14 protein-coding genes are annotated in these 13415 nt (G+C 57.2%); 7 read left to right on the plus strand and 7 right to left on the minus strand.

Annotated elements, in window-relative coordinates; all coding sequences use genetic code 11:
- Positions 1-22: 22 nt before the first annotated feature.
- A complete protein-coding gene (locus E4T21_RS02780; protein ID WP_149287003.1) occupies positions 23-244 on the minus strand; it encodes a cell division protein ZapB in 222 nt (73 codons plus the stop codon).
- A gap of 234 nt (positions 245-478) precedes the next feature.
- Between E4T21_RS02780 and E4T21_RS02785 the strand changes: the two genes are divergently transcribed.
- Both E4T21_RS02785 and E4T21_RS02790 read left to right on the plus strand, forming a co-directional pair.
- Positions 479-1636, plus strand: a complete 1158-nt coding sequence (locus tag E4T21_RS02785) for a M20 metallopeptidase family protein (RefSeq protein WP_149283303.1) — start codon at positions 479-481, stop codon at positions 1634-1636.
- Between the two features lie 53 nt (positions 1637-1689).
- Positions 1690-3195 (plus strand): AbgT family transporter, encoded by a 1506-nt coding sequence (locus tag E4T21_RS02790; RefSeq protein ID WP_149283305.1) that lies wholly within the window; start codon positions 1690-1692, stop codon positions 3193-3195.
- 4 nt (positions 3196-3199) lie between these two features.
- Here the strand turns inward: E4T21_RS02790 and E4T21_RS02795 are convergent, their stop codons facing one another.
- Both E4T21_RS02795 and rsmD read right to left on the minus strand, forming a co-directional pair.
- Entirely contained in the window at positions 3200-4099 is a 900-nt protein-coding gene (locus tag E4T21_RS02795) for a LysR family transcriptional regulator (RefSeq protein ID WP_149283307.1), read from the minus strand.
- A 31-nt stretch (positions 4100-4130) separates the two neighbouring features.
- On the minus strand, positions 4131-4754 hold the full coding sequence (gene rsmD / locus E4T21_RS02800) for a 16S rRNA (guanine(966)-N(2))-methyltransferase RsmD (protein ID WP_149283309.1): 624 nt from the start codon (positions 4752-4754) through the stop codon (positions 4131-4133).
- Between the two features lie 94 nt (positions 4755-4848).
- Here rsmD and ftsY point away from each other — a divergent pair, with 94 nt between their 5' ends.
- From ftsY to E4T21_RS02825, 5 genes are all read left to right on the plus strand, one after another.
- Positions 4849-6288: a signal recognition particle-docking protein FtsY gene (gene ftsY / locus E4T21_RS02805; protein ID WP_149283311.1), complete on the plus strand. Its 1440-nt coding sequence runs from the start codon at positions 4849-4851 to the stop codon at positions 6286-6288.
- On the plus strand, positions 6285-6953 hold the full coding sequence (gene ftsE / locus E4T21_RS02810; RefSeq protein WP_149283313.1) for a cell division ATP-binding protein FtsE: 669 nt from the start codon (positions 6285-6287) through the stop codon (positions 6951-6953). Before ftsY ends, ftsE begins: the two co-directional genes overlap by 4 nt.
- Positions 6950-7981, plus strand: a complete 1032-nt coding sequence (gene ftsX / locus E4T21_RS02815; RefSeq protein WP_149283315.1) for a permease-like cell division protein FtsX — start codon at positions 6950-6952, stop codon at positions 7979-7981. The genes ftsE and ftsX overlap by 4 nt, the downstream gene beginning before the upstream one ends.
- A 161-nt stretch (positions 7982-8142) precedes the next feature.
- Positions 8143-9012, plus strand: a complete 870-nt coding sequence (gene rpoH, locus E4T21_RS02820) for an RNA polymerase sigma factor RpoH (protein WP_149283317.1) — start codon at positions 8143-8145, stop codon at positions 9010-9012.
- 165 nt (positions 9013-9177) lie between these two features.
- The gene (locus E4T21_RS02825) at positions 9178-9711 is read left to right on the plus strand and encodes a GNAT family N-acetyltransferase (RefSeq protein ID WP_187775095.1); all 534 of its coding nucleotides are present in this window, start codon (positions 9178-9180) and stop codon (positions 9709-9711) included.
- Positions 9712-9778: 67 nt separating this feature from the next.
- Here E4T21_RS02825 and slmA read toward each other — a convergent pair whose 3' ends face one another.
- The 4 genes from slmA to dut all read right to left on the minus strand — a co-directional run bounded on the left by slmA (position 9779) and on the right by dut (position 13402).
- On the minus strand, positions 9779-10390 hold the full coding sequence (gene slmA / locus E4T21_RS02830; protein WP_149283321.1) for a nucleoid occlusion factor SlmA: 612 nt from the start codon (positions 10388-10390) through the stop codon (positions 9779-9781).
- Between the two features lie 129 nt (positions 10391-10519).
- Positions 10520-11431 (minus strand): acetylglutamate kinase, encoded by a 912-nt coding sequence (argB, locus tag E4T21_RS02835; protein WP_149283323.1) that lies wholly within the window; start codon positions 11429-11431, stop codon positions 10520-10522.
- Positions 11432-11503: 72 nt separating this feature from the next.
- The gene (locus E4T21_RS02840) at positions 11504-12889 is read right to left on the minus strand and encodes a phosphomannomutase/phosphoglucomutase (RefSeq protein ID WP_149283325.1); all 1386 of its coding nucleotides are present in this window, start codon (positions 12887-12889) and stop codon (positions 11504-11506) included.
- A gap of 45 nt (positions 12890-12934) precedes the next feature.
- Positions 12935-13402 (minus strand): dUTP diphosphatase, encoded by a 468-nt coding sequence (dut, locus tag E4T21_RS02845; RefSeq protein WP_149283327.1) that lies wholly within the window; start codon positions 13400-13402, stop codon positions 12935-12937.
- Positions 13403-13415 lie beyond the last annotated feature (13 nt).

A 13415-nucleotide genomic window follows, 5' to 3' on the forward strand; every position in this document is an offset into this window, starting at 1 on the left:
GCGCCGGACTGAAAACGTTGTCTCAGAAGCTCTGGGTGGCAGGCGCGGCTTGTGCCGAAGCTTCTTCAGCAGCGTCGTCGAACTTGCCCAGCAATGTTGTCAGGCGACGTTCCCATTCTTCGCGTTCTTGCTTCAGGCGAGCGTTTTCCTCGCGCAGCTCCTCGGCTTCCATCTTCATCAACTCCAGGGCCTCGACGGCACTGGTGACTTTCTGTTCGAGCTGGTTGAAGAGTTCCATGCTCATCATTATCTCCTGCTTGGCATGCTGGCTATGTGTCGTCGGGCAACCATCCGGCGGGTCGTGAGACTGAGCGTAACGCTGCAAGGGGCGGGGAACAAGCGTCTCAAGAGAGCGACGCGGAAATTTCGTCATATTGTTGCCTGAAAGGCAACAAAGATGGCGGTTCAGTACCTTCTTTCCTGTGTGTCTGCCTTACATAGTGGTCAGTGTTTCGATCACTTGTGGGGAGACCATTCCATGTTCACTGACTCTCAACTCACGCGTGCAGTGGCGTTGCGCCATGATCTGCATCAGCACCCGGAGCTCAAGTTCGAAGAGCACCGCACATCGGCATTACTGGCTGAACGCCTGGAGATGCTGGGGTACAGCGTGCGTCGAGGTATCGCGGGCACCGGCGTGGTGGCCGAGTTGGATACCGGAAAGCCGGGGCCGGTACTTGCGTTTCGCGCGGATATGGATGCTTTGCCGATTGTCGAGGCCAATCAATCCGCATATTGCTCTGTGCATGAGGGGCGCATGCATGCCTGTGGTCATGATGGGCATACGGCTGCATTGATGCTTGCCGCTGAAGCCATCATGGAACGCCGCGAAACGCTATGCGGCCACCTCAAGCTATTGTTTCAGCCCGCTGAGGAAGGCGGTAATGGTGCGGAGAAGATGGTGCAGGCTGGAGTGCTCGATTCTCCGCGTGTAGATGCCATCTTTGGCTATCACAATCGCCCCGGTTTTGAGGCTGGGCTGGTATTCGTCAAGCCTGGGTCGGCGATGGGTGGCAATGATACCTATCGGGTGATCGTTCATGGGCGCTCTGGCCATGCTGCCATGCCACATCTTGCGGTGGATCCTATCTACGTGGGAGCGAGCATCGTGCAGCAGGTGCAAGGCCTGGTGGGGCGTCATAAATCCCCTTTGCGAGCGGGAGTGATCACTGTGGCTGCCTTCCATGCAGGAGATGCGGCGAATGTGATTCCAGGCTCGGCAGAATTGCTGATCAATATCCGCAGCGACAGCCCGGAAGCACGAGATGCCCTGGTGGGTGGGCTGGAGGTACTGGTAAGTGGAGTCTGCTCTGCACATGGCGCCACGTACGAGATGGAACATCAGCTTCATGTTCCGCCTTTGGTCAATGATGCGGAATGGTCCGAGCGAGTGCTGGAAATAGCACGCATACATGAGGTCAGCCCCAGCATCGAGCAGATCGATTACATGCCGACCATGGGGGCGGAAGACTTTTCATTTTATCTGCAGCAGGTACCAGGCTGCTTTTTCTTTGTCGGTAATGGCGAGCAGGGAGCATACCTGCACAACGAACATTACGACTTCAATGACGCCATTTTACCAGTGGCCGCAGGGACCTTTGTGGCATTGGCTGAATCGCTGATGGCAACGACCTGATCCTTTATTTCCCCTGAACCTACAACAACACATACAACAAGGCGAGGAATCTCATGCAAGCTGTTCTTTCCTCAATCGAACGTATCGGCAACAAGCTGCCCCATCCCTTTGTACTCTTCGTGATACTGGCGGTAGTCGTCGTTGTCTTGTCCACCGTCTTTTCTGCGCTCGGGGTTACCGCAGTGAGTCCAGAGACTGGGACGGAAGTGGCAGTAAAAAGCCTTCTATCCAGTGCCGGCATAGAGTTCATGTTGACCAGCGTGGTCAGTAATTTTATCAACTTCCCCCCGCTCGGGCTGATTCTGGTGGTCATGTTTGGCATTGGTCTGGCCGACAAGGTCGGGCTGTTATCGACGTTGATGCAGGTGTCAGTGGCCAAGGCTCCTTCTTCACTGCTGACATTCATTGTATTCATGGCCGGTATTTCCGGCAGTATCGCTTCTGATGCCAACTATTTGATCCTGATTCCATTGGTGGCAATGATCTATCAGTCCGTTGGGCGTCACCCGATAGCTGGCGCTGCCGCTGCGTATGCGGCAGCCGGGGCGGGGTTTGATGCCAGCCTGTTTGTGACAGTCGGCGATGCGTTGTTCTCGGGTATTACCACAGAGGCGGCACGCCTTGTTGACCCGGACGCCTATGTCTCGCCAGTGGACAATTACTATTTTGTTGCCTGTTCGGTATTCGTGCTGGCCGTCGTTGGTACCTTGGTCATTGATCGTGTCGTGGAACCCAGGTTGAACCGTACTCTGCCGATGGAGCAGCTGTCACATGTCAGCGTGGAGCACCATGAGCTGAGTGTCGATGAGGTGCGTGGCCTCAAGCGTGTCGGGCTTGTCACCCTGGTATATGTCGGTGCCGTGATCCTGGCTGTACTGCCAGAGGCATCACCTCTGCGTAATCCAGAAGGAGGGCTGATTCCTTCTCCATTTCTTAAATCGTTGGTGCCTTTGATGTTTGGCTATTTTGTCGCCATTGGCATGACATATGGCCTCAGTACTGGACGAATCAAACAGGCCAAGGATGTTCCTGAACGAATGGCAGAAGCCGCTCGTGAACTAGCGCCCACCCTGGTACTGTTTTTTGCCATTTCTCAATTTATTGCGTACTTCAAATGGTCGGAGCTTGGCCAGTTCATTGCCATCGAAGGCTCCAATATATTGCAGCATACTGGTTTCACAGGACTGCCACTGGTAGGGGCCTTCATCATCATGAGTGCGGTGTTGAATATCTTCATGACCAGTGGATCAGCACAGTGGGCTCTGATGGCCCCCGTATTCGTGCCCATGTTGATGATGATAGATTTTGATCCTGCCTTTGTGCTGGCGATGTTCCGCATAGGGGATTCAAGCACGAATATCATCTCGCCCATGAGTCCCTATTTCTCTGTCGCTCTGGTCTATATGCAGCGCTATAAGGCAGACATGGGGCTTGGAACCTTGATGGCCACCATGTTGCCGTTATCGATCTGTTTCCTGTTGGCGTGGTCAGCGTTTCTCATGTTGTGGCTGACGCTGGGGCTGCCCATTGGCCCGGGTGTCTACATGATGGCAAGTTAAGCGATCATTGCATGGTCAGCATGAGCTTCCACAGATAGCCGGCGGCTGGGGACAGCCGCCGGCCCGTGCGACGCACCAGGTTGCCCTGGGTTTCCCTGGCGACAGGGTGGTCAATGGGGATTGCCATGAGGTCCCCACGCTTGATTTCTTCGTGTGCAGCGGCAGCGGTCATGAAGGCTACCCCGATACCTGCGCTAGCCATGCGCCGTGATACAGAGTGCAGATTGCAGCGATAAGCCGGAGGAGGAGGCATGCCCGCCGCACGAAATACGGCATTGACGCACTGTTGTGAGCCGGAAACATCAGGCAGGAAAATCAATTTGTGGCGCGCCAATTGTTCAACGCTGACGCTGTGCTGTGTTGCCAATGGGTGATGAGGCGAGACCAGAGCACACAGGGTGCCACGAATGAAAGAATGTATCGTTAATCGTGGGTCCGAGACTGGGCCATAAGTGATGGCGATATCTACCTCATCCTCAATCACCATGTCATGGGGCTCTCGAGGATAGTAGATCCCGGTCTTGATTTCGATCATGACGTCGGGGTAGTGGCGCGCCATCTTTTCCAGCACGTTGTGAATGAAACTATCAATGAAGCCATCTCCAACCGATACCACGACCTTGCCTGCCTTGAGGTTACGCATCTTGGAGAGTGCATCGTTAAGGTTTGCATCAAGGCGCCGCTGGGCCCTATGGGCATCTGCAATCAGGCGACCGGCTTCAGTAAGGTGCAAGTGACGTCCCTGGCGCTCCACCAGCGCTATGCCGAGGTTCGATTCCAGGCGTCGGATTTGCCGGCTGACGACCGAAGGGCTGATATTGAGATGCTCGGCTGCAGCCCGAATACCGCCACAGCTTGCTACTTCGTAGAGATAAAGTGCGCGTTTGTCGAGTAACGTTGTCATGCTGAGAACCCTGACCGCAATGCGGCTCGATTCAAGCATATGGCACCATCTTCCGGTAGTAGAGACGCCCATGGCTGTCGCCGGCGCGTACTTCCCGGTGCAATGACCAATTGGCTGGGACGTCTGGTGTCAGGCTGGCCTCGACCTCGACATAGATCCAGGCTTCCTCTGTCAGCCAACCGGCATTTTCGAGGGCGGTGCAACATGGGGCTGCCAGGTTAAGGCGAAAGGGAGGGTCGAGGAAGACGACGGAAAAGGAAGCGGCGGGGGCCGGGCCCTGGAGCAGTGAGGATGCATCGGTGTTGATTACACGACTGTCTTGAATGTCCAGGGTCGTGAGGTTGGCCTCGATGGCACGGGCCACATCAGGGTCTCGTTCTACGAAAGTGGCTTTCCTGGCCCCTCGAGACAAGGCTTCCAGGCCCAGTGCTCCTGTACCGGCGAACAAGTCCAGTACATGCGCCCCATGGAGTTCACCAGCCAGCCAGTTGAAGAGTGTTTCACGCACCCGGTCTGGGGTAGGACGCAGGCCTGGCTTGTCGAGAACCGGCAAGATTCGGCGGCGATGATCACCACCAATGATGCGCAGTTTTCCCTGGCGATTCCGGCTGCTGGGCTTGTTCGAACGGGGAGAAGAGGGGCGTCGTCTTGTCATGAGACGTGATTCTACCCGTCTCCTTGTCCACAGTCATGGGGCGCAATGGTAGGATGTGTCGGTTCGTTCACACCGGCTGAGGCGTTGGTCATCCATGTTCGGTTTTTTTAAGCGCAAGAAGAAACACTCGGATCGTGAAGAAGAGCTGCCCCAGGAGCTCTCGCAAGCGGTCGATGATGAGACGTCAGTCGAGCCTGAAGCTCCTGCGTCTACGGAAGTCGAAGAACATGCTGCCGAGGCGGCTGTATCTGAGACACAAGAGGCTCATGTCGAGGAGAGGCAGGTCGAGCAGGAATCGAGCGAGATGGGCTTGGTTTCCTCGGAGACTTCCCAGATCGTTCCGGATTCGCTTGTCGAATCCCCGATCAATGAGCAGCCTGCAGAGCCAGAGCCAGAGCCAGAGCCAGAGCCAGAGCCAGAGCCAGAGCCAGAGCCAGAGCCAGAGCCAGAGCCAGAGCCAGAGCCAGAGCCAAGTACTGTTGCCCAGCCGACGGCCCAGGGCTCCAGCATTATCGAGCCTGGCGAGGCTACCGGGCCTGCTTTGCAGGAGAAGCCCAGGGCGCCAATGCGTGCAGAAGACGGCCAATCCGAGAAAAAAGGGTGGTTTGCACGTATCCGCTCAGGTCTTGGCAAGACACGAGCCAACCTCACTGATGGGCTGGCGGATCTGTTCCTCGGGCGCAAGCAGATCGACGACGACCTTATCGAAGAACTGGAAACCCAGTTGCTGATGGCCGATGTCGGCATCGAGGCCACCAGCGATATCATGGATTCTCTTACCGATCGGGTGTCGCGCAAGGAGCTCAATGATCCCCAGGCCCTGTATCGAGCGTTGCAGGACGAACTGGCCGAGTTGCTCGAACCGGTATCGGCGCCGTTGAGTATCCCTCGAGGAGAAGGGCCCTTTGTCATCCTGGTGGTGGGCGTCAATGGTGTGGGCAAGACCACCACCATTGGTAAGCTGACTCAACGTTTCCAGCGTGAAGGGCTGAGCGTGATGCTGGCCGCGGGTGACACCTTCCGTGCTGCCGCAGTAGAGCAGCTCAAGGTCTGGGGGCAACGCAACAATGTGCCAGTGGTGGCGCAGCATACAGGTGCAGACAGTGCCTCGGTGATCTTCGACGCGCTTTCTGCTGCCAAGGCCCGTGGCGTGGATGTGCTGATTGCAGATACTGCTGGTCGCCTGCACAACAAGAGCCATTTGATGGAAGAGCTGAAGAAAGTCCATCGTGTGATGGGCAAGATCGATGCCGAAGCGCCACATGAAGTGATGCTGGTACTTGATGCAGGTACCGGTCAGAACGCACTTTCCCAGGCGTCTACCTTCAATGAGGCGGTCAAGGTTAGCGGTATCACTCTGACCAAGCTGGATGGCACCGCCAAGGGCGGCATTATCTTCGCTCTGGCCAAGCAGCTGCAGACACCGATCCGCTTCATCGGTGTTGGCGAAGGGTTGGATGATCTGCGCCCCTTCGAGTCCCGCGAGTTCGTCGACGCACTGTTCGACCGCAGCCAGGGTGACGTGGACGAATGATCGTCTTCGAGCATGTCGGTAAGCGCTATGGAGGGCGCTTCGAGGCACTCGCGCATCTGAACTTCCATATCCGACGTGGTGAGATGGTGTTTCTTACCGGCCATTCTGGAGCTGGCAAGAGTTCGTTGCTGCGCTTGGTCATGCGTCTCGAGCGTCCTAGCCGTGGTCGCGTTCTGGTGGCCGGCCACGATATCGACCAGCTGCACTCCAGTCAGTTGCCGTTCTACCGTCGCCAGATCGGCGTGGTGTTCCAGGATCATCAGCTGTTGTTCGATCGCTCGATTTTCCATAACGTCGCGCTCCCCTTGGAAATCCGTGGATTGTCTCCACGAGATACCGCGCGCCGGGTACGTGCCGCACTGGACAAGGTAGGGCTTTTGCACCGTGAAAAGGCATTGCCCATTGAGCTCTCCGGTGGTGAACAGCAACGTGTTGGCATTGCTCGAGCCGTCGTCAACAAGCCTGCGCTGCTGCTTGCCGACGAGCCTACCGGTAACCTGGATCCGCAGCTGTCGGCGGACATCATGCGGCTGTTCGAGGACTTTCACCACATCGGTACTACCGTCATGATCGCCAGTCACGATCTCGCGCTGATTGCACGCATGCACCATCGTATTCTGCGCTTGAGCGATGGCCGCCTGGTGGGCGATGAGGGGGGCGTATGAGTCGTCATCCCGGACAGCGCCAGGCTCCACAGCGTGCCGCACAGAAGGAGCAGCCGAATACTGCGCAGGCTCCTCGTCGCAAGGGGGCTCAGCAGCATACGGCAAGACCTCAAGGTCAATGGCGTGCATGGTTGCGCCATCATCGTGCCATGTGTTTCGATAGTGCTCGGCGCCTGGTGCGCCAGCCTGTAGGAAGTGTGCTGACCATGCTGGCTATTGCCATCGCGCTGGTGTTACCGAGCGCGTTGTGGCTGACCTTGGACAGCGCCAAATTGGTCGATGCTGAACTGGATGCCAGTGCGACGCTGACGGCCTATCTTGAGCATGGCGTCAGCGATGCGGAAGCCGGGCGCATTCAGGAAGCATTGAATGCCCAGCCGGAAGTCAGCTCATCGCACCTCATCACTGCGGACAAGGGCATGGAAGAGTTCCAGCAGGCGCTGGGCCTGGATGATGTGCTGGATCGACTCGATGGAAACCCTTTGCCCGCGGCAGTGGTGATTGCTCCCAAGCAGCCGGATCCAGACGAGATGGAAGCTCTGGCCGAACGTCTGCGCGACATGAGCGGTATCGAGGAGGTGCGTCTTGACCTGGCCTGGATAGAGCGCCTGCGCCAGCTTTCTGAGTTGGGGCGCCGAGTCACCCTGGCGCTGGCTGTATTGTTTGGCCTGGGGGTATTGCTCGTGGTGGGGAATACTATTCGCCTGGCGGTCGAGAACCGACGCAAGGAAATTGAAGTCGTCACCCTGATTGGCGCGACACACGCCTTTGTACGCCGCCCTTTCCTGTATAGCGGTGTCTGGTATGGTCTGGGAGGCGGGCTGTTGGCCTGGGGGCTGCTGACGCTGGGGAGTGGCTGGCTGGCGGCACCGGTCGCTGCCCTGGCCAAAAGCTATGGTGCCCACTACACTCTGCCGAGTCTGGGGGTATGGGGTTCGATTACGCTGCTGGCCTGTAGTACACTTCTTGGCTGGTTAGGAGCCTGGATCGCGGTGAGCCGCCATTTGGCAGGCATACGCCCACGTTGAAAGGCTTGGCCAATGATTTCGATATTAGGTATGTCGAATATTTGCGACTAAAGGGGAACTTATCTTCATCTATCCCCTCTAATGATCGGTCATCGTTCGCATATACAGATATTTGCATATACATCTAAAGTCCTGTTGGTCTTTGAGGAGACAATCTGCACATGAGCAACAGTCTTCTGCCGGTGGGTCATCTATCACCGGGGCATGACCTCAATGGTTATATTCAGGCTGTCAATGGTATTGCCGTACTGACAGCCGATGAAGAGCGTGAGCTGGCTTGGCGCCTGCATGACGAAGGCGACCTGGAGGCTGCACGCCGCTTGGTTCTGTCTCATTTACGTTTTGTCGTGCATATCGCTCGCAGCTATTCAGGCTACGGGCTGCCTCAGGCTGACTTGATTCAGGAAGGCAATGTTGGCCTGATGAAAGCGGTCAAGCGCTTCGATCCTTCGCAAGGCGTGCGCCTTGTGTCATTCGCTGTGCACTGGATCAAGGCCGAGATTCACGAGTTCGTGCTGCGCAACTGGCGTATTGTCAAGATCGCGACCACCAAGGCACAGCGCAAGTTGTTCTTCAATCTGCGCAGCGCCAAGAAACGCCTGGCCTGGCTGAATAACGACGAAGTCGATGCCATTGCCAAGGATCTGGATGTCAAGCCCGAGGTGGTGCGTGAGATGGAGGGCCGTCTGGCTTCTCATGACGCTGGCTTTGATGCAGCACCGGATGACGATGAAGATAGCATTTACCAGGCTCCGGCCCATTATCTCGAAGATACTGGTCAGGATCCGGCTGCTCGGCTTGAGGACAGTGACTGGGAAGAGGACTCCAGCCGCCGCTTGCAGGGTGCCCTCGCTGCCCTGGATGAGCGGTCGCGAGACATCCTCACGCAGCGCTGGCTATCTGAAGACAAGGCCACCCTGCATGAACTGGCTGATGTCTATGGCGTATCTGCCGAGCGTATCCGGCAGCTTGAAAAGAATGCCATGAAGAAGATTCGTGAACAGATTGGTGATTCTCTCGTTGCCGCTTGACCGCTGTAACGGCTGATGGACATTACCGGATAGATACTGCCTGATAGTTGCTACTTGATAGTTACTACTAGATAGATAAACGATGCCCGGGCTACGAGTTCAGGGCATTGTTGTTTCTGGCCTGTGTATCATGCATGCCATGGTAGTAATGGTGAGGAGATGAGAGTGAGGATCCGGCCGGCCCGCGATGCAGACGCCTTGGAGGTGGCAAGGATTCATGTCCATGCCTGGCAGGCGGCGTATGCGGAAATCCTGGCAGATGATTATCTGGAGAATCTCTCGATCAAGGAAAAGGCGGCCTACTGGGAGCGGGTAATCCATCAGAGCCATGCGAAGATATTAGTGGCCGAGTCGCCGGATGGCATCCAGGGCTGGATTGTATATGGCCCTGCCCGCGATCCGGATGCATTGCCTGGCACCGGGGAGATCCACGCCTTCTATGTCTGTCCCAAATGCTGGGGGCAGGGGATTGGCCATGAGTTGTGGCAGGAGTGCCGTAGCAGGTTGGTTGCCCTTCGTTGCAAGGAAGTGACGCTCTGGCTATTGGAAGGCAATCAACGAGCGGCACGATTTTACGAGTCCCTGGGTTTCGCTTATGAGTTCGGTTCAAGGCAGATATTCAGGCTGGGAGGGCGAGAGGTCGCTGAGCTGAGATATCGGAAATGCCTTGGAGGCCCGGAGGAGGACCTTGTTCGGTGAGTCTGAGTTGGCCTACCTCTCGATGACCAAAGCTGTCATGCGGGAGAGGTAGGCCGAAGGGGTGTTCTCAGGCGGTGACCGGGGCGTCCCGCAGTAACTGGGACGATAGGGCTGCCCACTGATCTTCCCAGTGCTCGGTGGGGCGATGACGGTAGTCGCTGCGTACATACTGGGCGATACGGCCTTCGACCTGCACCGTCAGCAGATTGGCGCCCGCACTGGCAGGAATCGCTGGTCGTCGTCCTTCGCGTAGCTCCGCCTCACGCAGAATTTGCTTGAACTGCGTTTCGAGGCGCTCGAACAATTGATGAATGCGTTGTCTCAAGCGTGCCGTCTCGCCGGTCAGCACGTCGCCCCCAAGCAATCGTGACAGTCCAGGATTCTTCTCGGCAAAGGCCAGCACCAGCGTCATGATGCACTGGCAGCGGGTCAGTGCTTCCTGGTGATCGTCGAGAATCCGGTTGATGCGCTCGAACAGCGTTTCTTCGATAAAGCTTATCAGCCCCTCGTACATACGAGCCTTGCTTGGGAAGTGGCGATACAAGGCTGCTTCAGAAACGCCGACCTGGCGTGCCAGGGCCGCGATAGTGATGCGCTTGCCGCTGTCTTCCTCCAGCATCAATGCCAGCGCTTGGAGAATCTGGTCCCTGCGGCTGGGTGGGGTGCTTGCCTGCGTCATGATATTGAGTTCTTTTATCGTGGTGACGTCACTGGTCTGAGCCAGTTACTCGAGTTCCCTGGGCACGATGACCCACATGAAATGCGGGCCATCAATCCGTGCCTGAATGTCAGCTACAGATGGAGTGTATCAGGCAATACTTTCCTGATGGTTGGTTATCAATGTGCCGACCCCGGCATTAGTGAAAATCTCGAGCAGGGTGGCATGGGGTACCCGGCCATCGATGATGTGAGAGCTGACCACGCCGCCCTTGACGGCCTCCAGGGCACAGCGAATCTTCGGCAACATGCCGCCATAGATCGTGCCATCGGCGATCAGCTCGTCGACCTGTGCGGTAGTCAGTCCGGTCATCACTTCGCCTTGCTTGTCCATCAGGCCGGCGACATTGGTCAGCAACATCAGCTTTTCGGCATTCAGTGCTTCGGCCACCTTGCCGGCAACCAGGTCCGCGTTGATGTTATAGCTGCGTCCATCGGCATCCACTCCAATGGGCGCAATTACCGGAATGAAATCGCGGGCAGTCAGCATTTCGATCAGGTCGGTCGAGACGTGCTCCACCTCTCCTACATGGCCGATATCGATGATCTCGGGGACTGTCATTTCCGGGCTCTGGTGCTCGACCTTGAGCTTGCGAGCGCGGATCTGGCTGCCATCCTTGCCAGTCAGGCCGATGGCCTTGCCGCCACACTGGTTGATCTGGTTGACGATATCCTTGTTGACCAGTCCCCCCAGCACCATCTCCACCACGTCCATGGTCTCGGCATCGGTGACGCGCATGCCGCCGACGAAACGCGATTCGATATTGAGCTTTTTCAGCAGCTCGCCAATCTGCGGCCCCCCGCCATGGACCACAACAGGATTGATGCCAACTTCTTTCATCAACACCATGTCGCGGGCAAAGGAATCTATCAGAGCGTCTTCGGTCATGGCGTTACCGCCATACTTGACCACGACAGTCTTGCCGGAAAAGCGCTGGATATAAGGGAGAGCCTCAGAGAGGACTTCCACTACCAGGCGCGGATCGCGAGCCTGTTCGCTCATGAGCGTGATATCTCCTTGTCGATGATACTGAGGGTGTGTGAAAGCATGATGTCTTTCCACACCCAGTCGGGATCAGTCACTGGGCAATTCCAGTTCAGGATCCACCTTGTTGAGTGCGCGGGCGAAGCGGGCGCGGATACTATCGAGGGCTGCCTGATCCCTGCCTTCAAAACGTAACACGAGTGCGGGTGTTGTATTGGAGGCTCGACACAGGCCCCAGCCATCGGTGTAGTCCACACGAATGCCGTCGAGCGTGGTCTTGACCCCATCACTGCCGAAGTCACCCTCGCGCACCAAGCGCTCGGCCAGATCGAACTTGGTCTCGTCAGTGACGCTGACATTGATCTCTGGCGTACTCACGTTCTGCGGGTAACGTTCGAAGAAGGCATCGGCATCGCCACTGAACTGGGTCAGGGCTTCCAGCAGGCGGGCGGCACTGTATAGGCCATCGTCAAAGCCATACCAGCGTTCCTTGAAGAAGATATGGCCGCTCATTTCTCCGCCGAGCAGAGCGCCGGTCTCCTTCATGCGTGCCTTGATCAGAGAGTGGCCCGTGCGCCACATTTCTGGCGTGCCGCCAGCATTCTCGATGACTTCGATCAGCTTGCCCGTGCATTTGATGTCGAAGATGACCCGAGCTTCCGGGTTGCGGGAAAGCATGTCCTCGGCGAACGCCATCAGTAGATGATCAGGGTAGATCATGCGGCCCTTGGGAGTGATCACTCCGAGGCGGTCGCCATCACCATCGAAGGCCAGGCCAATATCCGCCTGGTGTTCGACTACTGCCCTGGCCAAGTCTTCGAGGTTCTCGGGCTTGCCAGGATCCGGGTGATGGTTGGGGAAGGCGCCGTCGATGTCATCGAACAAGGCAACGGTATCGATGCCCAGGGCCTTGATCAATGCTGGGCCAAGCTCGCCTGCCACGCCATTGCCGCAGTCCACCACCGCCTTGAGGCGACGACCTATCTCGATATCACCGGTGATGCGATCCAGGTAGGCCTGGCGCATATCATGCTGACTTACGCTGCCTGTCCCCGAGCGCAGATCGGCGCGCTGAATGCGTCCATGGAGTGCGCTGATGGCGTCGCCACAAAGGGCTTCGCCGCCAAGTACCACCTTCAGGCCATTGTAGTCCGGCGGATTATGACTGCCAGTAAGCATCACTCCGGACATGGTGCCATCAAGCGTGTGGGTGGCAAAGTACAGCACCGGTGTCGGTACCATGCCGATATCGATGACATCACAACCACTGGCAGTGAGGCCTCTGATCAGGGCTGGCAGCAGACGTGGGCCGGAAAGACGCCCGTCTCTGGCGACAACGATACGGCTCTCGCCACGGTCCTGTGCTTCGCTGCCAATGGCTTGGCCGATGAGTTCGACACTGGCCTCATTAAGGGTGTCATCAACGATGCCACGGATATCGTAGGCACGAAAGATGGTGGCTGGGACCTGAGTCATAACGAGAGTCTTCCTGATGATTCTGGCAAGTCACTGGCCCTGGTGTCAGTGCCGGCCGGAGCTGCCGAAACCGCCACTGCCGCGCTGACTCTGGTCGAAATCCTCGACCACTTCCAGTTCCGCCTGCACCACAGGAACCAGCACATATTGCGCCAGACGCTCGAAAGGCTCCAGCGTGAAGGTGGTCTGACCGCGGTTCCACACCGAGACCATCAGTTCTCCCTGATAGTCGGAATCAATCAGGCCAACCAGGTTGCCGAGCACGATACCGTGCTTGTGGCCAAGTCCTGAGCGCGGCAGGACCATGCCGGCGAGGCTGGGGTCGGCGATGTGAATGGCAAGCCCGGTACGTACCAGTTGGCAGTCACCCGGAGACAGCGTCAGAGGCTCATCGAGCAGAGCATGCAGGTCCATGCCTGCGGAGCCGTTGGTGGCATAGCGGGGCATGCGATCGAGGATGCGCTGGTCGAGCACTTTGACAGCCAACTGTGGGCGAGAGGAAGAGGAGTGCATGATAAATCCTTGG

Source organism: Halomonas binhaiensis (genome assembly GCF_008329985.2).
Classification (GTDB): domain Bacteria; phylum Pseudomonadota; class Gammaproteobacteria; order Pseudomonadales; family Halomonadaceae; genus Halomonas; species Halomonas binhaiensis.